The 18,563-nt window shown below is 68.8% G+C and carries 21 protein-coding genes; 15 read left to right on the top strand and 6 right to left on the bottom strand.

Going from position 1 to position 18,563, the window contains the following annotated elements:
• Positions 1–5: 5 nt before the first annotated feature.
• The 7 genes from L5G28_RS09070 (at position 6) to glgC (ending at position 6,447) form a co-directional block, all read left to right on the top strand.
• Complete coding sequence (locus L5G28_RS09070) at positions 6–1,775, top strand: long-chain-acyl-CoA synthetase (protein WP_237001236.1); 1,770 nt, start codon at positions 6–8, stop codon at positions 1,773–1,775.
• A gap of 109 nt (positions 1,776–1,884) precedes the next feature.
• Positions 1,885–2,697: a dihydropteroate synthase gene (gene folP, locus L5G28_RS09075; protein ID WP_237001286.1), complete on the top strand. Its 813-nt coding sequence runs from the start codon at positions 1,885–1,887 to the stop codon at positions 2,695–2,697.
• Positions 2,694–3,674 carry a glucosyl-3-phosphoglycerate synthase gene (locus tag L5G28_RS09080; protein WP_237001237.1) on the top strand — a complete coding sequence of 327 codons (981 nt, stop codon included), beginning with the start codon at positions 2,694–2,696 and terminating at the stop codon, positions 3,672–3,674. Before folP ends, L5G28_RS09080 begins: the two co-directional genes overlap by 4 nt.
• Positions 3,675–3,701: 27 nt before the next feature.
• Complete coding sequence (locus L5G28_RS09085; protein ID WP_237001238.1) at positions 3,702–4,043, top strand: DivIVA domain-containing protein; 342 nt, start codon at positions 3,702–3,704, stop codon at positions 4,041–4,043.
• An 87-nt stretch (positions 4,044–4,130) separates the two neighbouring features.
• Positions 4,131–4,298, top strand: coding sequence for a DUF3117 domain-containing protein (locus L5G28_RS09090; RefSeq protein WP_236999265.1), 168 nt, complete (start codon positions 4,131–4,133; stop codon positions 4,296–4,298).
• Positions 4,299–4,300: 2 nt separating this feature from the next.
• The gene (locus L5G28_RS09095; RefSeq protein WP_237001239.1) at positions 4,301–5,158 is read left to right on the top strand and encodes a putative RNA methyltransferase; all 858 of its coding nucleotides are present in this window, start codon (positions 4,301–4,303) and stop codon (positions 5,156–5,158) included.
• A gap of 71 nt (positions 5,159–5,229) precedes the next feature.
• A complete protein-coding gene (gene glgC, locus L5G28_RS09100) occupies positions 5,230–6,447 on the top strand; it encodes a glucose-1-phosphate adenylyltransferase (protein WP_237001240.1) in 1,218 nt (405 codons plus the stop codon).
• Positions 6,448–6,469: 22 nt separating this feature from the next.
• Here glgC and L5G28_RS09105 read toward each other — a convergent pair whose 3' ends face one another.
• The 3 genes from L5G28_RS09105 to cofD are packed head-to-tail and all read right to left on the bottom strand — an operon-like array spanning position 6,470 to position 9,410.
• Positions 6,470–7,054 carry an NUDIX hydrolase gene (locus tag L5G28_RS09105; protein ID WP_237001241.1) on the bottom strand — a complete coding sequence of 195 codons (585 nt, stop codon included), beginning with the start codon at positions 7,052–7,054 and terminating at the stop codon, positions 6,470–6,472.
• Complete coding sequence (locus tag L5G28_RS09110) at positions 7,051–8,418, bottom strand: coenzyme F420-0:L-glutamate ligase (RefSeq protein ID WP_237001242.1); 1,368 nt, start codon at positions 8,416–8,418, stop codon at positions 7,051–7,053. The genes L5G28_RS09105 and L5G28_RS09110 overlap by 4 nt, the downstream gene beginning before the upstream one ends.
• Positions 8,415–9,410 (bottom strand): 2-phospho-L-lactate transferase, encoded by a 996-nt coding sequence (gene cofD / locus L5G28_RS09115; protein ID WP_237001243.1) that lies wholly within the window; start codon positions 9,408–9,410, stop codon positions 8,415–8,417. The genes L5G28_RS09110 and cofD overlap by 4 nt, the downstream gene beginning before the upstream one ends.
• Positions 9,411–9,596: 186 nt before the next feature.
• On the opposite strand from cofD, the gene L5G28_RS09120 reads away from it, so the two are divergent.
• On the top strand, positions 9,597–9,926 hold the full coding sequence (locus L5G28_RS09120; RefSeq protein ID WP_236999259.1) for a WhiB family transcriptional regulator: 330 nt from the start codon (positions 9,597–9,599) through the stop codon (positions 9,924–9,926).
• Positions 9,927–9,931: 5 nt separating this feature from the next.
• Here L5G28_RS09120 and L5G28_RS09125 read toward each other — a convergent pair whose 3' ends face one another.
• The gene (locus L5G28_RS09125) at positions 9,932–10,450 is read right to left on the bottom strand and encodes a metallopeptidase family protein (protein WP_237001244.1); all 519 of its coding nucleotides are present in this window, start codon (positions 10,448–10,450) and stop codon (positions 9,932–9,934) included.
• Positions 10,451–10,513: 63 nt separating this feature from the next.
• Here L5G28_RS09125 and L5G28_RS09130 point away from each other — a divergent pair, with 63 nt between their 5' ends.
• From L5G28_RS09130 to manA, 3 genes are read left to right on the top strand one after another with little or no spacing between them, the layout of a single operon-like run.
• A complete protein-coding gene (locus L5G28_RS09130; protein WP_236999257.1) occupies positions 10,514–10,951 on the top strand; it encodes a DUF3499 domain-containing protein in 438 nt (145 codons plus the stop codon).
• A gap of 50 nt (positions 10,952–11,001) precedes the next feature.
• Positions 11,002–12,183, top strand: coding sequence for a hypothetical protein (locus tag L5G28_RS09135; RefSeq protein WP_237001245.1), 1,182 nt, complete (start codon positions 11,002–11,004; stop codon positions 12,181–12,183).
• Positions 12,180–13,400: a mannose-6-phosphate isomerase, class I gene (gene manA, locus L5G28_RS09140; protein WP_237001246.1), complete on the top strand. Its 1,221-nt coding sequence runs from the start codon at positions 12,180–12,182 to the stop codon at positions 13,398–13,400. The genes L5G28_RS09135 and manA overlap by 4 nt, the downstream gene beginning before the upstream one ends.
• Positions 13,401–13,418: 18 nt before the next feature.
• Here manA and L5G28_RS09145 read toward each other — a convergent pair whose 3' ends face one another.
• Entirely contained in the window at positions 13,419–14,474 is a 1,056-nt protein-coding gene (locus L5G28_RS09145; protein ID WP_237001247.1) for a type VII secretion protein EccE, read from the bottom strand.
• 120 nt (positions 14,475–14,594) lie between these two features.
• On the opposite strand from L5G28_RS09145, the gene eccB reads away from it, so the two are divergent.
• On the top strand, positions 14,595–15,980 hold the full coding sequence (gene eccB / locus L5G28_RS09150) for a type VII secretion protein EccB (protein WP_237001248.1): 1,386 nt from the start codon (positions 14,595–14,597) through the stop codon (positions 15,978–15,980).
• Positions 15,981–15,986: 6 nt separating this feature from the next.
• Here the strand turns inward: eccB and L5G28_RS09155 are convergent, their stop codons facing one another.
• Positions 15,987–16,613 (bottom strand): TetR/AcrR family transcriptional regulator, encoded by a 627-nt coding sequence (locus L5G28_RS09155; RefSeq protein ID WP_237001249.1) that lies wholly within the window; start codon positions 16,611–16,613, stop codon positions 15,987–15,989.
• A gap of 196 nt (positions 16,614–16,809) precedes the next feature.
• Here L5G28_RS09155 and L5G28_RS09160 point away from each other — a divergent pair, with 196 nt between their 5' ends.
• From L5G28_RS09160 to nrdI, 3 genes are all read left to right on the top strand, one after another.
• The gene (locus tag L5G28_RS09160; protein WP_237001250.1) at positions 16,810–17,367 is read left to right on the top strand and encodes an NAD(P)H-dependent oxidoreductase; all 558 of its coding nucleotides are present in this window, start codon (positions 16,810–16,812) and stop codon (positions 17,365–17,367) included.
• Between the two features lie 458 nt (positions 17,368–17,825).
• Positions 17,826–18,059 (top strand): glutaredoxin-like protein NrdH, encoded by a 234-nt coding sequence (gene nrdH, locus L5G28_RS09165; RefSeq protein ID WP_236999250.1) that lies wholly within the window; start codon positions 17,826–17,828, stop codon positions 18,057–18,059.
• Between the two features lie 10 nt (positions 18,060–18,069).
• A complete protein-coding gene (nrdI, locus tag L5G28_RS09170) occupies positions 18,070–18,558 on the top strand; it encodes a class Ib ribonucleoside-diphosphate reductase assembly flavoprotein NrdI (RefSeq protein WP_237001251.1) in 489 nt (162 codons plus the stop codon).
• Positions 18,559–18,563 lie beyond the last annotated feature (5 nt).

Raw genomic sequence — 18,563 nt, forward strand, 5'->3', positions numbered from 1 at the left:
AAAGCATGAATGCAGTGCCAACGAAAGTCGGGATCACTGACATCCTCAAGGGGGTGGCCACGCTGGCTCCCGACCTCCCATCGATGGCGCGACACGCGCCCGGCATCGTCTTCCGCAAGGGTGAGACGAAGAACTCGATCGGCCAGGTGTTCGCCAAGCATGCCGCCGAGCACCCGGACCGTCCGTTCCTCCGGTGGCACGGCGAGTCGTCGTCGTACGGCGAATGCAATCGCATCGTTAACCGGTACGCCGCCGTTCTGACCGAACGCGGCATCGGCGTCGGCGACATCGTCGCGATCCTGTCGAAGAACAACCCAACCGATCTGCTGATGATCCTCGCGACGCTCAAACTCGGAGCCGTCGCCGGCATGATCAACTACAACCAGCGCGGCGACGTCATCGACCACAGCATGTCCCTGCTCGGCGCCAAAGTCCTGGTCTGGGACCCCGAATGCGACGAGGCATTCGCCTCGATGAGCACGAGCGTGCACCCCGAGCACGTCCTGGACTTCGCGGCCCTCGAGGCGGCAGCCGACGGCAAGTCGACGGCCGACCCCGCAGTCACCGCGACCCTCCCGGCGTCGACTCCCGCGTTCTACATCTTCACCTCCGGCACCACCGGCCTGCCGAAGGCCAGCGTCATGAGCCACAACCGCTGGCTGTCGAACAGCGGCGGAATCGGCGGGATGTCGGTGCGGTTGCGGCCGTCGGACACGATGTACGTCGCGTTGCCGCTCTACCACAACAACGCGGTCTCGGTGTCCCTCGGCTCCGTGCTCGCCAACGGCGCCTGCATCGCGCTCAGCAAGCAGTTCTCGGCGTCGAAGTTCTGGGACGAGATCATCGAGAACCGGGCGACCGCGTTCTCCTACATCGGCGAGCTCTGCCGATACCTGCTGGCGCAGCCGCCGCGCGCGGTCGACCGCCAGCACTCGGTCCGCGTGATCGTCGGCAACGGCCTGCGCCCGGAGATCTGGGACGAGTTCTCCGAACGCTTCGGCATCAACCGCATCGTCGAGTTCTACGCGGCGAGCGAATCGAACCTCGCGTTCGTCAACGTGTTCGGCGTCAAGAAGACCGTCGGGTTCTGCCCGCTCCCGTACAAGGTGGTCGAGTACAACGGCGACGGCACGCCCAAACGCGACGCGAACGGCCGGGTGACGCCGGTCAAGAAGGGCGTCCCCGGCCTGCTGATCTCCGAGATCACCAACCGGATCCCGCTCGACGGCTACACCGATCCGGCCGAGACCGAGAAGAAGATCATCCGCGACGCGTTCAAGTCCGGCGACTCCTATTTCAACTCTGGCGATCTGGTCCGCGAGCTCGGCTTCCTGCACATCGCGTTCGTCGACCGGCTCGGCGACACCTTCCGCTGGAAGGGGGAGAACGTCGCGACCACCGAGGTGGAGGGCGCGGTGACCGGCGACGACGCGATCGGCGGCGCCGTCGCCTACGGCGTCGAGGTCCCCGGCTGCGACGGCCGCGCGGGTATGGTCGCGGTCACTCGTTCCGGCGAGGCAGACCCGGACCCGAAGCGTCTGGCAGACCGCATGTACGCCGACCTGCCCGCCTACGCGGTACCGCTGTTCATTCGATTCGTTCCCGAATTCGAGGTCACCTCGACGTTCAAGAACCGCAAAGTGGAACTGCGCGAGGAGGCCTACACCGACGTGGGCGACGACGAGGTGTGGGTGCTCAAGGGGCGTCAGGACGGGTATGTGCCGTTCTACGCCGAGTACCCGGCCGACGTCGCGGCCGCCAAGGCCCCGCGCTGAGCGGAGACACGCGCCCCCGTAGGGTGAATCCGTGAGCCTTGACCCGACGGCCGGACCGGCCCGGTCGACCCTTGCCGGTCGGCCTGTCGCCACCGATCGAGCCCTCGTCATGGCGATCGTCAACCGGACCCCCGACTCGTTCTACGACCGTGGAGCCACCTTCTCCGACGACGCGGCGAAGGCTCGCGTCGACGCGGTCGTCGCCGACGGCGCGGACATCGTCGACGTCGGCGGAGTGAAGGCTGGACCGGGGGAGAACGTCGACGCCGCCGCCGAAGCACAGCGGGTGGTTCCGCTCATCGCGTGGATCCGATCGAGGCACCCTGACCTGCTGATCAGCGTCGACACCTGGCGCAGCGAAGTCGCGTCGGCCGCGTGCGACGCCGGAGCGAACATCATCAACGACACGTGGGCCGGGGTCGATCCGGGTCTCGTCGGCGTCGCCGCACAGGCAGGCGCAGGCATCGTGTGTTCGCACACCGGCGGCGCTCGCGTGCGGACCAGACCGCACCGGGTCGCCTACGACGACATCGTCGCCGAGGTCATCGAGGAGGTCACGTCGGCTGCGATGCGGGCCAGAGCGGCTGGAGTCCGTGACGACGGAATCCTCATCGACCCGACGCACGACTTCGGTAAGAACACCCACCACGGACTCGCGCTGCTGCGCGACCTCGACCGACTCGTCGACACGGGGTGGCCGGTCCTGATGGCACTGTCGAACAAGGACTTCATCGGCGAGACGCTCGGCGTCGGACTCACCGAGCGGGTGGCCGGAACACTCGCGGCCACCGCGCTCGCGGCGTCGCGCGGCGCCCGCGTGTTCCGAGTGCACGAAGTCGCCGACACGCGTCGCGTCGTCGACATGGTCGCGTCGATCGCGGGCACCCGACCGCCGGCGCGCACCGTGCGAGGGCTCGCATGAACGCTGTCTGGACCGAACGCGGCGAGGGGGAGGCGCGCTGGTCCCACACCCACACGTGGGACCACCCGGAGTGGAGTGTCGACGAACTCGTCGCCGCGAAATCCGGTCGGACCGTCTCGGTGGTGCTGCCGGCATTGAACGAGGAGGACACGGTCGCGCAGGTGATCGCCTCGATCGCACCCCTGCTCGGCTCTCTCGTCGACGAACTCGTCGTCATCGACTCCGGGTGCACTGACCGGACGGCCGAACGGGCACACGCCGCCGGAGCGCGCGTGGTCACCCGGGAGGAGGCGATCCCCGGGATCGCGCCGCAGCCGGGCAAAGGCGAGGCGCTGTGGCGGTCACTGGCCGCGACGACTGGCGACCTCGTCGCGTTCGTCGACGCCGACCTCATCGACCCGGACCCGATGTTCGTCCCGAAGATGCTCGGACCGCTCCTCGCCGAGCCGAGCATCCACCTGGTCAAGGGCTACTACCGGCGGCCGTTGACGACCGGGGCCACCCACGAGGCCTCCGGCGGCGGCCGGGTCACCGAACTCCTCGCCCGCCCGCTGCTCACCGCGCTCAAACCTGAGCTGGGCGAGGTGCTGCAGCCGCTCGGCGGCGAATACGCGGGCACCCGCGAACTCCTGACGTCGGTGCGGTTCGCACCCGGCTACGGCGTCGAGATCGGACTGCTCGTCGACACTTACGACCGTTACGGGCTCACCGGGATCGGCCAGGTCAATCTCGGCGTCCGGCAGCACCGGAACCGTCCGCTCCGCGACCTCGCAGTCATGAGCAGGCAGATCGTCGCGACGCTCCTCGACCGCTGCGGGATCGACGACTCCGGTGTCGGCCTCACCCAGTTCCTGCCCGACGACACCGGTGGATTCGCGCCCCGTACCACCGAGCTGATGCGTGACGAGCGGCCGCCGGTCGCCGACCTCGATCCGCGAGTCCTGAACGCGGCGGCGTCAGGCGGTCGGCGGCGTTAGACCGATACGAGGCACTAGGCTGGAGGGGTGGCGATCATCGGACTGTACGTGATCGGCGTGGCCGTACTGGTCGCCCTGATCTTCGCACTGGTGTGGTTCGTGTTCGGACGCGGCGAGGATCTGCCGCCGATCGAATCCGGAACCACCCTCACTCGACTGCCTCGCGCGGGGATCGGCGGCGACGACGTCCGCGGTCTCGTCTTCGCGCAGAGCTTCCGCGGCTACCGTGCCGTCGAGGTCGATTGGGCGCTGGAGAAGTTGGCGCGCGAGATCGACGAACTCCGCGATGTGGTCCACGATCTGTCGGGTCGCGACGTCGCCGACACCGGTGCCATGCCGACCGTTCGGGTGCACGAGACTGACGATTGAGTAAGTTCGGCCGGTGCTGACGACGCGCCGCGGATACGCTGCACGTATCATGGACCCAGTCATTGAAGCGTTGGAGGGAGCACGGGCATGGCGGCGATGAAGCCACGAATGGGCGACGGACCGATGGAAGCGGTCAAGGAAGGTCGCGGGATCGTCGTTCGCATCCCGATCGACGGCGGCGGACGACTCGTCGTCGAACTGAACGACGAAGAGGCCGGTGCGCTCGGCGAGGCTCTCCGCGAGGTCACCGCCTGACGGTGCGGCCGGAGCTGTTCGCAGCCGCACACCTGGCCTGCCCCGTCTGTCAGAGGGCCCTCGAAGAATCGGGGCGCGTCCTCGGTTGCCCGGCAGGCCATCGCTTCGACCTCGCACGACAGGGCTACGTGTCCCTGCTCGGCGGGAAGGGGACCGCACACCGGTCCGACACAGCCGACATGGTCGCGGCCCGCGCCCGGGTGTTCGCCAGCGGGTTGTACACGCCGATCCAGAACGCTGTCGCGGCAGCGGCCACACGGCCGGGTCGCGACGAGTCGACCGAGGTCATCGTCGACGCGGCCGGAGGCACCGGCGCCTATCTGGCCGCCGTGCTCGACGCTCGACGTGACGGCGCGGTCGGCGTCAGCGTCGACCTGTCGAAATCGTGCGCGCGCACCGCTGCGCGCGCACATCCGCGCGCCGTGTCCGTCGTCGCCGATCTCTGGGCGTCGATCCCGATCCTGACCGGCGCCGCGTCGACGGTCCTGTCGGTGTTCGCGCCGCGCAACGTCGCCGAGACGACCCGCATCCTCATGCCGGGCGGCCACTGGGTGATCATCACTCCGAACCCCGGGCATCTCGCGGAGATCGTCGAACCCATGGGGATGCTGCGTGTCGGCGACGGTAAGGCCGATCGCCTCGAAGCCGACCTGCGTTCGGACTTCGATGTCACCGCCACCGAGCGCGTGGTCGCATCGCTCGACCTCCTGCCGGATCAGCTCGCCGATATCGCAGGCATGGGCCCCGCGGGATTTCACCGGACGGCCGACGAACTGCTGGCGGCAGCGGCCGACCTCGCTTCGGGCGGCGCCGCGACCGCGGCTCTCGACGTGACGGTCACCCTCGCGCGTCGACGGTGAACACCGCACTGTCGGTAGCAGTTCGGGACGGTCGGGTGGTCGCTTCGCTCCAGTGCCGATATGTTTGAACGGTGAGATCACAACCGCACGTGCTCGGAATCGTCCTCGCCGGCGGAGAGGGTAAACGCCTGTATCCGTTGACGATGGACCGCGCTAAGCCTGCGGTGCCGTTCGGCGGCTCGTACCGGCTCATCGACTTCGTGCTGTCGAACCTGGTCAACGGCGGGTACGAACGTCTGTGCGTGTTGACCCAGTACAAGTCGCATTCGCTCGACCGGCACATCTCCCAGAACTGGTGGGTCTCGGGTTTCCACGGGGAGTACATCACGCCCGTTCCGGCGCAGCAGCGACTCGGTCCGCGCTGGTACACCGGCAGCGCCGACGCGATATTCCAGTCGATGAATCTGATCGACGACGAGAAACCCGACTACATCGTCGTCTTCGGCGCCGACCACGTGTACCGGATGGATCCGTCTCAGATGGTGCAGGCGCACATCGAGTCGGGCGCCGCCGTCACCGTGGCAGGCATCCGCGTACCGCGCAAGGAGGCGATCGCGTTCGGCTGCATCGACTCCGCCGACGACAACAAGATCACGGCGTTCGTCGAGAAGCCGAGCGATCCGCCCGGCACCCCGAACGACCCGGATGTCACGTACGCGTCGATGGGCAACTACGTGTTCACGACCGACAAGCTCGTCGAGGCGCTCAAACGCGATGCCGCCGACCCCGACTCGGACCACGACATGGGCGGCGACATCATTCCGGCGTTCGTGCGGGCCGCACAAGCGTACGTCTACGACTTCGACGAGAACACGATCCCCGGTGAGACGCCCCGCGACAAGGGATACTGGCGGGACGTCGGGACCATCGACTCGTTCTACGAAGCGCACATGGATCTCATCTCGGAGAATCCCGTGTTCAACCTGTACAACCAGCGCTGGCCGATCCGCGGCGCGACGAGCCACCTGCCGCCTGCCAAGTTCCTGCGGGGCGGTGCCGCGAACGACTCGATGGTGGGTGCAGGCTGCATCGTCTCCGGTGGCACCGTCCACAACTCGGTCCTGTCGAACGACGTCGTCGTCGGCGAAGGTTCCGTCGTGCAGGGCAGCGTCCTCATGCCCGGGGTTCGGATCGGAAAGAACGCGGTCGTGCGCAACGCGATCCTCGACAAGAATGTGACCGTCGCCGATGACGGGCAGCTCGGCGTCGACCTCGCCCACGACGGCGAGCGCTTCCAGGTCAGTGCGGGCGGCGTGGTCTGCGTCGGTAAGAGCGCGCTGGTGGATTAAGCGCTAGTGGATTAAGCGCTAGTCACCGCGCTGGCGAATCCGGCAATCCGGCAAGCGCGGCGGAGCCCCGCTCGACGAGTACCGGGATCGTGTCGGCGTCGATGTCGGCGGGCAGGTCGTCCACCGGCCACCAGGCGAGGTCGACGGACTCGTCGCTGCGGACGATGTCGGGGAGCGACCCGTCCGCGGTGGGGTCGGCGACCGCCGCGTATTGGATGTCCAGGTGCCGCGTCGGGACGCCGAGCGAGCACGTGATCGGATGCGTGTGCAGATGCACCGGGCCGTCGGACACTCGCAGCGAAGCGAGGCCCGACTCCTCGAGACCCTCGCGCAGCGCTGTCGCGGCGACGCTGGCGTCGCCCGGCTCGCAGTGTCCACCGAGCTGGATCCATTTCCCCACGCGCGGATGCAGCGTGAGCAGGACGTGGCGCAGGGTCGCGTCGAAGACGATGACCGAGCCCGTGACGTGTCCGGGGACGCATGCTCGCATGCACGGGTCGTCCACCGCGTCGATGAACGCCAACATGGTGTGCCGCAGCGCGTCCTGTCCGGAATCGGGTGCGTGCCAGCCGTCGAGGACGGCGCGGGTCGCGTCGGTGATGTTCACAGTTCGATGACCAGCCCGTCGGTCGCGGCGGGCGCACGCAGGCCGGGCTCCGCGGCGGGATAGCCGATCGCGACCGCACCCAACGGCTGCCACTGCTCGGGCAAGTCGAGCACGTCGCGAACAGTGGACGCCGCGAAGATCGTCGAACCGACCCAGCAGCTGCCGACACCGCGGACCGACAGCCCGACCAGCAGCCCGGAGACGGCGGCGCCTCCGGCGACGGTGAACATCGTGGTCTCGCACGCGTTGCGGCGGGCGTCGGAATAGGTGTGCATGCCGTCGCCGGTCATCACCGGAATCACCAGTTCCGGTGCGTCGTACAAAATCTGGCCGCGTGCGACGCGCTTGGCTATCGACTCGTCGCTCTTCTCGTCGCGGTCGAGGTCGGTGCGCCACGCATCGCCCATCGCATCGAGCAGCGCCCGTCGGCGTTGCGCGTCACGCAACCAGAGGAAGCGGATCGGGTGTGTGTGATGCGGGGCGGGCGCGGTGAGCGCGTCGGCGAACGCCGCGTTCATGACGTCCTCGGGCACCGTCTCGTCGGCGAACGCTCGCACTGAACGGCGTGTCAGGACCGCCTCCCGGCGGCCCTGGCCGATCGCCTCTTCGACGCCGAGCCGGAACATGTCGTCGTCGAGGTCGCGGACCAGATCGCGGGCCGACGACCCGTCGTCGACGGGACGCCATCCGCGCACCACTGCGACCGGGACCCCGTCGAGCTTGCCCTTGACCAGATCTGCCGCAGCCGCGATCTCGTCGGCGACCGCGATGTCGGTGACGATCAATGTGTTGCCGTACGCGTCGTCGACGCCGTCGTACGCATGGCTGACGGCGACGCCTGCGGCCCCGATCGCCACATCGGTCTGCCCGGTGCGCCAGGCGCGCCCCATCGTGTCGGTGACGATCACGGCCACGTCGAGCCCGCGCGCGGCGAGCGCGGCGCGCAGCCGGATGGCGCTCGCGTCCGGGTCGACGGGCAGCAGCGCGATCTGATCGGTGCGGACGTTGGAGCCGTCGACGCCCGCCGCGGCCTGCACCAGCCCGTTGCGATTCGCGGTGATCAACGTCCGGTTGCGTTTGGCGACGACGCGGACGGTCTCGTCGTCGATCAGTCGGCGGCGGAACGCGTCCCGCTCGTCCGGATCAGTCGGGGCGTCGACCATCCGCCCTTCGGTCTTCGAGAAGATCTTGCTCGTCACGACCAGCACGTCACCGTCGACGAGCCACGGCGCGGCCGTCGTGATCGCGGCGGCGACATCGCCGTCGGGTTCGAACTCGCCGAGCCCGGTCACGGGCAGGATGCGGAGTCCGTCGAGTGCCCGGTGGTCATGAGTGCTGGGGTCGTGAGTGCTGGGCTCGCTCACGGCGCGTGCACCCCCACCAGCGCGAGGGCCGCGCGGATCATGTCGGCGGTCGTCGCCGGATCGGTCATCAGGAGCGGAGCCGACCCGATCTCGATGCCGTCGACCTCGGCGTGGTCGCCGTCGGCGATCAGCCAGCCGTCGAGGAGCCCGTTCCCCGACCGCGCACCGAAATGGGCGGCGATCGCTTCGGCGGACGTCTCGACGCCGATCACCGACAGACATTCGTCCGCCATACCGCGCAACGGCTTGTTGTCGATCACGGGGCTGACGCCGACGACCGGTGCGGAGGTGGCGCGCAGCGCCGCGCGGATGCCGGGGACACTGGTGATCGCGCCGATGGACACCACCGGGTTCGACGGCGCGAGGAGGACGACGTCGGCGTCGGCGATGGCGTCGAGCACTCCGGGAGCGGGCGTGGCGGCGTCGCTGCCGACCTGGGCGAATCCGTGTGTCGGGATCTTCGCGCGATGCCGGACCCACCACTCCTGGAAGTGGATGGCGACCTTCTCGCCGGGCTCGCCGCCCGGATTGTCGACGACCACGTGCGTCTCGTGTCGGTCGTCGGTCACCGGCAGCAGTCGGACGCCGGGCTGCCAGCGCTTGCACAGCGCGGCGGTGATGTCGGCGAGGGTGAACCCCGCGTCGAGCATCTGGGTGCGGATCAGGTGGGTCGCGAGATCACGGTCGCCGAGCCCGAACCAGTCCGGATCGGCGCCGTACGCCGCGAGCTCCTCCTTGGCGTTCCACGTCTCGTTCCGGTGGCCCCACCCGCGTTCCGGGTCGATGCCGCCGCCGAGCGTGTACATGCAGGTGTCGAGGTCGGGACAGATGCGGACGCCGTGCATCCACGCGTCGTCGCCGACGTTGACGATCGCGGTCACCGAGTCCGCCGACGGGGAGGTGGCAGGGAACTCGGTGACACCGAACAGCTCGCGTGCGCCCTGCAGGAAACGGGCGCCGCCGACGCCTCCGACGAGTACGGTCACATTCACAGGGATCCACTCTAACCAGCGCCCGCCGACACGCCGACGGGCGTCGGCAAACTCGCGCACGAACGGTTTTGCCGGTCCCCGATGTTATGAATGAATCTTGGCGTTCGGCTTGACCCGCACCATTGTCACCGTGTGTAATCACATCAGTGTCATTAAGGGTGGAGCGAAGCAGGGAGGGCGCCGACTATGACTATTGATCACGGCGAAGGTGCTGAGCCGACCAGTCGAATTACGGGGTCGGGTTTTGGGCACCTCACGGCTGTTCCGAGCGATTTCGAAGCACTGTTCGACGCGGTGGAAGACGAATGGCAGGATCGGGCGCTCTGCGCGCAGACCGATCCCGAAGCGTTCTTCCCCGAAAAGGGTGGATCGACGCGTGAAGCGAAACGGATCTGCCAGGGGTGCGAGGTCAAGGCAGACTGCCTTGAGTACGCATTGCACAACGACGAGCGATTCGGCATCTGGGGTGGGATGTCCGAGCGCGAACGTCGCCGCCTCAAGCGCGGCATCATCTGAGGGGTCTATTCTTCCGGACCGTCTTCGACGGTGTCCTCGTCGACGCCGAGGTATGTGGCGACCTGCTGAATGAGGACCTCCCGTAGCAACTCGTGGAGGTCGTCGTCGAGCGCCCGCAACTCGAGTGGGCGTCGGAACAGGACGATCTGCGCGCGCGTCGGTCGTCCTTGCGCGTCGACGGCCGCCGGGATCAGTCGTGCCAACGGGACGGGTCCGTCCGCAGTGACCTCTTCGGGCCAGGCGACCGTCTCCCATTCGGAGGGGTCCGCACCGCGCGGCAGGGTCCCGGGGATGTCGTCGACCGCAACGTCCAAACCGGTCAGCCGGTCATGCCAGCGCGCGTCGAGTTCGGCGAACGCGTCGACCGCAGCGCGGTCGAACGCATCCGATCTGGTGCGTCGCGCGGGAATGCCCGGAGCGAGGATCGGCCCGCGCAGGCCGCGTCCGCGCTTGTCCCGGGCACGACGCGTCGCCGGAGTCAGCAGAAGGTGGCCTGAGTGCAGGGGAGCGAGACGAAACGCCATGAACGCCAGTCTAGGACGTGTGTCGAACGCGGCCGGACCGACACGACACGTTAAGGTGTGGGTGTGAGTTCTCCCCGTCAGTGCTGCCGCCCAGGCTGCTCCAAGCTGGCCGTGGCCACGCTGACCTTCGTCTATGCGGAGTCGACAGCGGTCATCGGCCCCCTCGCTGGTGCCGAGGAGCCGCACTCGTGGGATCTGTGCGCCGAACACGCCGACCGCATCACCGTTCCGCGCGGTTGGGAGATGCTGCGCAGCGGAAGCGGATTCACGCAGACCACCGAGGACCAGGACTTGACGGCGCTCGCCGAAGCGGTCCGGGAAGTCGGGTCGGCCGCGCCGGTCACCCGGCCGTCGTTCCGGACGCACTCCGACTTCGACGAGTCGCAGCGCGGACGACATCGCGCAACTGAACGGTCCGGCGCTTCCGCATCGGCCGCCCCGGTGACTCCGCGACCCGGTCGGCGCGGGCACCTGCGGGTCCTGCCCGACCCGGTCGACTGAGTCCATTCGGACGCCTCGCTACGCCGAGGCCATGCCCTAGGCTGGAACACATGTCTGCCCACTTCCGCGACCTCGACGACGTCGACGGTCTCATCGCCGCTGACCGCGATGGTCTGTTGCGGTCAGCTGCCACGTCCGGCGCGCACGTCCGCGCCGTCGCACACGCGGTCTCGGAAGGCGTCCTCGACCCGCTCACCGACCTGCGGCCGCGCGCGATCGTCGTGGTGACCGGTGCGTCGGCGTCCGCGCGGCGGGCTGCGGAGTTCGTCGTCGCACTGCTGGCGGCGCGGGTCGACGCCCCGCTCGTCGTCGCGCCGACCCTGCCCGGATGGATCGGTCCGCTCGACGTGGTGGTCGCGGCGGGCGACGACCCGGGCGACCGCAGCTACGCCGATGCAGCGCTCCGGGCGCTGCGCCGTCGCGCGGAGTTCGTCGCGGCGGTCCCCGTCGAAGGCCCGTTCGCCGACGCCGTCGCCGCGGCGTCGATCGCCGACATGTCGCCACGGCTACCGGCGGACGCACGCTTCGGATTCGTCCGTCTCGTCGCTGTGCTTGTCGCCGTGTGCACGCAGCTCAGCGCGGCGCGGATGCATCCGACGCCGCCTGCGCTCGCGGACGTCGCCGATCTCCTCGACGCCGAAGCGACCGCCTACCGTCCGGGCAACGAGAGCTTCCACAACCAGGCCAAGCTGTTGGCGATGCGGGCAGATGGACGATCCGTCGCGTGGGCGGGCGACACCCCGACGGCGACGGCCCTCGCCGAACACGTCGCGGCCACCCTGTTCGCCGTCGCGGGCATCATGTCGGCCGCCGGAGACGAAGCGGACATCCTCGCACGTCTGCGCGTTCCGGCGTACTCCGGGTCGGCGACCGATTCACTCTTCTACGACCCAGACTTCGACGGCCCAGACTTCGACGACTCTGACTTCGGCGGCCCAGACTTCGGCGACTCTGGGTTCGGCGGCGGGACGCCCGTCGAGCGGCCCCGCGTCATGATGCTGACGACCGCGAGCCGGAGCTGGGGTGTGCAACAGCGCACCGCGTCGTTCGGGGACGTCGACATCGTGACCGAGCAGGCGAGTGCACCGGAGGGCCCCGCGAGCCCGGTCGCCGATCGGGGCTCCGTCGAGTTCGGCGACGCGCCGTCCGACCTCGGGGCGTATCTCGCGATGGCGGTCCGCGCCGACTTCGCGGCCGCCTACCTGGAGTTGACGGGAGCCGCCGCGCGATGAAGCTGCTTGCCGGAGTCATCCGGCCGTATGCCTGGGGTTCGCGCACGGCACTGGCACAGATGCGTGGCGCGCCGAGCCCGTCGGCCCACCCGGAAGCCGAGCTGTGGTTCGGCGCGCACCCGGCGTCGCCCGCGACCCTCGAGTCCGGCAGCGATCTGCTCTCGGTGATCGAAGACGATCCGGCCAGTGCACTCGGGGCGGCAGTGATCGATCAGTTCGGCCCGCGCCTGCCGTATCTGTTGAAGATCCTCGCCGCGCAAGAACCACTCTCGCTGCAGGCGCATCCGAGCGCCGAGCAGGCAGCCGAAGGATTCGCCCGGGAGAACGCGTCAGGCCTGCGTTTCGACGCGCCCGAACGCAACTACCGCGACGGCTGGCACAAACCGGAACTGGTCGTGGCACTCACCGACTTCGACGTGCTCGCCGGCTTCCGTGACCCGCACCGGACTGTCGAGTTGCTCCGCAGCCTGCAGGTGCCCGCGTTGGATCCGTACCTCGGTCTGCTCGCCGGCCAGCCGGACGACACGGGACTGCGCGCGGTGTTCACGACCTGGCTCACGCTGCCGGACTCGGTGATCGGCACGCTGGTGCCGGACACGCTCGCCGGTGCGGTGCGCGCGCTGGAACGCGGCGAGGACCGGTTCCGGCTGGAGCTGCGCTCGCTCCTCGAACTCGGCGAAGCGTATCCGGGCGATCCGGGCGTGCTCGCGTCCCTGCTCCTGAACCGCATTCACCTGCGGCCGGGCGAAGCGCTGTACCTGGCGGCAGGCAACCTGCACGCATATCTTCACGGCACGGCTGTCGAGCTCATGGCGAACTCGGACAATGTGCTGCGCGGCGGGTTGACCCCCAAGCACATCGACGTCCCCGAACTGCTCCGCGTCCTGGACTTCACCCCGGTGAGCCTCGATGAGTTGACCCCGGAGAGCACGACAGTCGGGTCCGAACTCGTCTATCTGACGCCCGCACCGGAGTTCCGGCTCTCGCGTGTGCACTTGGATGGGACCGGGCTGCACCAGCCGTCGTCGATCAGTTTCGGCGTGTCCGGACCGCAGATCATCGCGGTGCTCTCCGGCCGGATCACGGTGTCCGCGGCGGACGGGCACCACGTGACCGCGTCCGCGTGCGATGCGGTGTGGATCGCCGACTCCGATCCGGACGTCGTCGTGCACGCGGCGTCGTCGGACACCGAGTTCGTCCGCGCGTTCGTTCCCTGAGTCGCATGGCCGCTCGGATCATCCGGTGAGCGCACGTTCGGCAGGCGTCGACACCGTGCGCACCGTGGTCGTCGCGCCGTCGGGCGCCACCAGATGCATGAGCGACGCGTCGCCCAGATCTTGACGGAGCAGGAAGCGGCCCGGCGACGTCCGCACGTCGCGACGGTGGACGCGGAGCTCGGTCACACCCGGTTCGCTGCTGTCGTCGGGTTGCTCGACGTCGCGGATCACCACCTGCGCAGTCGGCGGAACCGATGGGCCGAGACCGAACAGGAGCGGGTCACCGATCGCCGCGGCCAACGGCTGCCACAGCTCGTGACGGTCGGTCATCACGTGTCCGCGCACGCCGAGAGCGGCGAGGCGGACCGCGGTCTGCCGGATCAGCCTCGGCTGGGCTGCGATGTCGACTCGGTCGATGTGCGGGCCGGCCAGGCAGAGTGCGATCGGCGCGCCCGATTCCGCCGCGCCCACCACCTGGCCGTCTCCACCGATGGGCGGAGCGACGCCGTCGAACCCGGCAGGCTCCAGCGTCGCGACGACCGCCGAGCGCGCGTCGAGCGTCCAGGCGGCGTCCGTGGACAGCGCCGCCGCCGTCAACGGTCGCAGCCTGACGTGCGGCGCCGCGGCCGCGATCACCCGCCGAACGCACCACAGCGCAGTTCGCAGCGCGCCGACGGCCCCGCCGCCGCGCAGGGCGACGGCTGCCTGGCACTGCGCCGGGTCGATGCGGATCACCAGGGCGACACTGCGATGGGACGCCGGGTCCAGTGGGCCGAGCACCGTGCGATAGGCGCGAGCTGCGGGACCGTCGCCCCACGAGGCGAGCGTGCGGGTGACGACGTCGATGCGGGCGGGCCGGGCGTCGGTGTAGGCGAAGCAGCGGGCGATCGCGTCGACGGGGAGCCGTGCGCGGGGCCCGTCGGGAAGCAGCACCGGGGCGGGCGGCGGCGGAATCACCGACAGCACCGACACCAAGCGGGTTCCGTCCAGCCCGACACCGACGAATCCGTCGCCGTCGGGCACGTCGAACGGTTCCCGGCGCGGTCCGACATGAGTGCGTGTGAGCAGTCGCATGTGCATTCCCCCGAATCGCCAATTCCCCCGAACTGCTAGGCGTCACGGTACAACGCGGCTAGCGTGCCTGTATCGGATTCGATATCGGGGGATAGACCGATTCCGGGGGGATGGTCACGAATGTCCAGACGTATGACGACGCGAGCGCAGGTCAGCGGCTATCGGTTCGGCTTGACGAGAGCCGAGCACGCGTTGATCCGACGCGATGTGCGGTTGCTTCACGATCCGATGCGCTCGCAGAGCAGAGCGTTGGTCGCCGGAGTGGTGATCGCCGTCTTGATCCTGGCGGGGGCAGGCGTCTACGGACTGATCCGGCCCGCTCCGACGGTCGGTGACGCGCAGATCGTCACCGATCCGGGCGGTGCCGTGTTCGTCCGCGTCGACGAGGTGATGCATCCGGTGCTGAACCTCGCGTCCGCTCGACTGGTGGTGGGGAGCCCAGCTGCGGTGAAGGCGGTCAGCGCGGCGTCGTTGCGGGAGTATTCGCGTGGACCGACGCTCGGGATCCCCGGCGCACCCGCGTCGCTGCCGGGCGCCGCCGACGACGGTGACTCGGCGTGGACGGTGTGCGACGGGGCGGACGGCACCGTGGTCCTGGCGGGGGCGGACCCGCGAGCGGCGCCCGCCGACTCCGGGGTGCTCGTCACCGACGGTGACGAGCAGTGGCTGCTGTACAACGACCGTCGAGGTGACCTCACGCTGCCGGTGAAGGCGCGGGTCGACACGTCGCGGATCGAAGTGCTGCGTGCCCTGGGACTGGAGGGGGTCGAGCCGCGTGCCGTGTCCGCAGCATTGCTCGACACGTTCCCCCAAGTCCCTGCGCTCGAGGTCCCCGACGTTCCGGAGCGCGGATCGCCAGGTCCACTCGGGGCCACCGTCGGAGCCGTCATCCGCACCACTACGGCGGCAGGCGCCCACGTCTACCGCGTGGTCCTGGCCGACGGCGTGCAACGGGTGCCGGAGACGGCCGCCGACATGTTGTTGGCCGTCGACGCCGCGCCGCCGATCCGCGACGTCGCATCGGCCGAGCTGACGAGTGTTCGAGCGGTCGACGGACTGCCGGTCGGGCACTTTCCGGGCGGCGCGCCTGCGATGCGGGGCGGGTCGGACGCGGTGCTCTGCAGACACTGGGCGCGACGGCGGGACGAGAGCGCGAAAGAGCGACTGGTGGTCGCCGATCGGCTGCCGGTGCCCGGCTCCGGAGCGCCGGTGCGACTCGGATCTGCCGACGGGCCGGGGCCGGGCGTCGACGGTGTCTACCTGGCGCCGGGGACGGCCGAATACGTTGCGCTGACGGGGATTCGAGCCGACAGCCCACTCGCTGGACAGCGCTTCCTGATCGCCGACACCGGCGTACGCCACCGGTTGGCGGGCGACGACGCAGTGACGAGCCTCGGCCTGTCGGACACGCCGCCGCGGGCCCCGTGGTCGGTGATCTCGCTGGTGCCCGAAGGTCCCGAGCTCAGTCGTGTCGCGGCGTTGACGATGCGGGACGTGGTGCGTTGACCGGGCTCAGGACGCGCCGGCCGTGAGGTCGCGGACCATGCGCTCCCAGTCGTCGGCGATCTGCGTGTGCGTCAGTTCGACGACCTTGAGCAGGTGCCGGACCGTGATCGCGTCGAGAGGAGCCTGCACGGCGTGTGCCAGCACGTCCAGACCGCCGGCGAATCCGAGTTCGCGCAGCAGGATCTTCACGTGCTGCGTCGACATCGTCCACACCGGGTGCGACAGTCGATCCGGATCGTCGGCGTTCGCTTCGAGCAGGATGTCGAGATGGTCGATGGTCATCTTCAGACGGGCACGGCCGTACGCGACGAGCCGGTCGAGTGGATGCGCGCCCGGACCGAGCGGTTCGGGACCGGACAGCATCGCCTGTTGCAGATCGGATTCCGAGTGGTCCAGGAGTGCACGCATCAGGCCGGTGCGGTTGCCGAAACGGCGGAACACGGTGCCCTTGCCGACGCCTGCGGCACGGGCCACGGCGTCCATCGTGACGGCTGCCGCGCCGTTGTCGTCGATCAACGTTTGCGCGGCGGCGAGCAGCAGGCGTCGATTACGTGCGGCGTCGGCACGTTCGCACGACAGCGTCGGCCCACCGATGACCGGCAGGCCGACGGATGTGTGCTGCGAGATCGCCATAGCCCGACACTAGCTGATTGTCGGCTTCACCTGCGATCCGTCCTGCGGGGTGACCGATGTCACCGGTGTTGCGGGATGATCTGCGGACCGTGGTCCGTTTTAATCGTCGTGGACGATGCGGGACGTCCCGACGACGGCTCGCGACAACGACTTCACTGCAACGACACCGCTGCAACGACCTCAGTAGGAGAACTTCATGTCGGACAACAACCTCACCGTCGCCGTCCTCGTCGGCAGCCTGCGGGCCGAATCCATCAACCGTCAGCTTGCGGAGGTCGCGCTCGAGAACCTCCCCGAGGGCGTCTCCGGCTCGATCGTCGAAGGACTCGGCGATCTCGCGTTCTACAACGAGGACATCGACATCGAAGGCGCGTTGCCCGCCGGTGTCGCGCAGCTGCGCGAGGCGGTCGGCGCCGCCGACACCGTCCTCCTGGTGACCCCCGAATACAACGGGACTCTGCCCGCTGTGCTCAAGAACGCCATCGACTGGCTGTCGCGTCCGTACGGCGCCGGCGCGATGGTCGGCAAGCCGGTCGGCGTGATCGGCGCCGCCCTGGGGCAGTATGCGGGCACCTGGTCGCGCCAGGACACCCGCAAGTCGGCGGGTATCGCGGGTGGCCGGGTGGTCGAGGACGTCGAGATCGGCGTCGCCACCGGCAAGCTCGACGACGCGGGTGTGCGGACCGACGAGATCGTCGCTCAGGTGGGCGAAGCCGTCCGGGTCCTCGTCGACTCGGTCGCGGTCGCCGTCTGACCCTCGACGGCGACCGGTGGACGGTGCGCGCCGGAGATCCCGGAGCGGAGCCGTTCAACGAGCCCCGCGGCCGCGAGAGACTCTCGCAGCCGCGGGGCGCGTTCGTCGTCTCCGAGCGTGATTGTCACACCCCGATGATTGACTGGTCTCATGGTTCGATCCACAGCTGTTGAGTACTCCTCCACAGTGCTGTGCACGACACGCCGAACGCGCCGAGACACGCCGAGTGACCTGTGGATGACGCCATCCCGACCTGGGACTTTCACGAATGTTATTCACAAGTGATTGTGGTCGGTTGAAAACCGAACCACTAGGTGTAGTGTTTGGAGTGTCCGGGGGGCGGACAGAAGGCGATCGAATCACATCGACGTCGTTCACCGGGAAGGCCTCCCGAACAGACCACGAACAAACAGTCGCAGGGAAGCGGTCCACGACCGCAGGATGAGGGAGTCTCGCCGATGGCAATCACCGTCTACACCAAGCCCGCTTGTGTTCAGTGCAATGCGACCTACAAGGCACTCGACAAGGCCGGTCTGTCGTACGACGTCGTCGACATCAGTCAGGATGACGAGGCGCGCGACTACGTCATGGCCCTCGGCTACCTGCAGGCCCCGGTCGTCGTCGACGGTGACGACCACTGGTCGGGCTTCCGCCCGGACCGCATCAAGGCCATCGCCGTCCGCGCGGCCTGAGCCCGGGCCGATGTCCGCGGCCGCCGACGAGGTACCGGGCCGCGACGACCTGCCGTTGATCGTCTACTTCTCGTCAGTCTCGGAGAACACCCAACGCTTCGTGCGCAAGCTCGGAGCCCGGTCTCAGCGGATCCCGCTGATCGACCGTGAGGGCGCCTTCCGAGTGGACGAGCCGTACGTGTTGATCAGCCCGACCTACGGGGGAGGGAAGGTCAGCGACAGCGGCACGGTCACCGCCCATGCGGGCGGCGGCTACGTACCCAAGCAAGTCATCAAGTTCCTCAACGTCGAACACAATCGATCGTTGATCCGGGGAGTGATCGCCGCCGGAAATACAAACTTCGGAGCGGAGTTCTGTATGGCAGGCGACATCATCGCCGGCAAATGCAACGTGCCCTACCTCTATCGGTTCGAGTTGATGGGCACACCAGAGGACGTCACCCGAGTGCGGGCCGGCCTCGCCGACTTCGTCCGAGCACATCGCGCACCAGCGCACTAGACACT

The organism is Gordonia liuliyuniae (assembly GCF_021739025.1).
Lineage (GTDB): Bacteria > Actinomycetota > Actinomycetes > Mycobacteriales > Mycobacteriaceae > Gordonia > Gordonia liuliyuniae.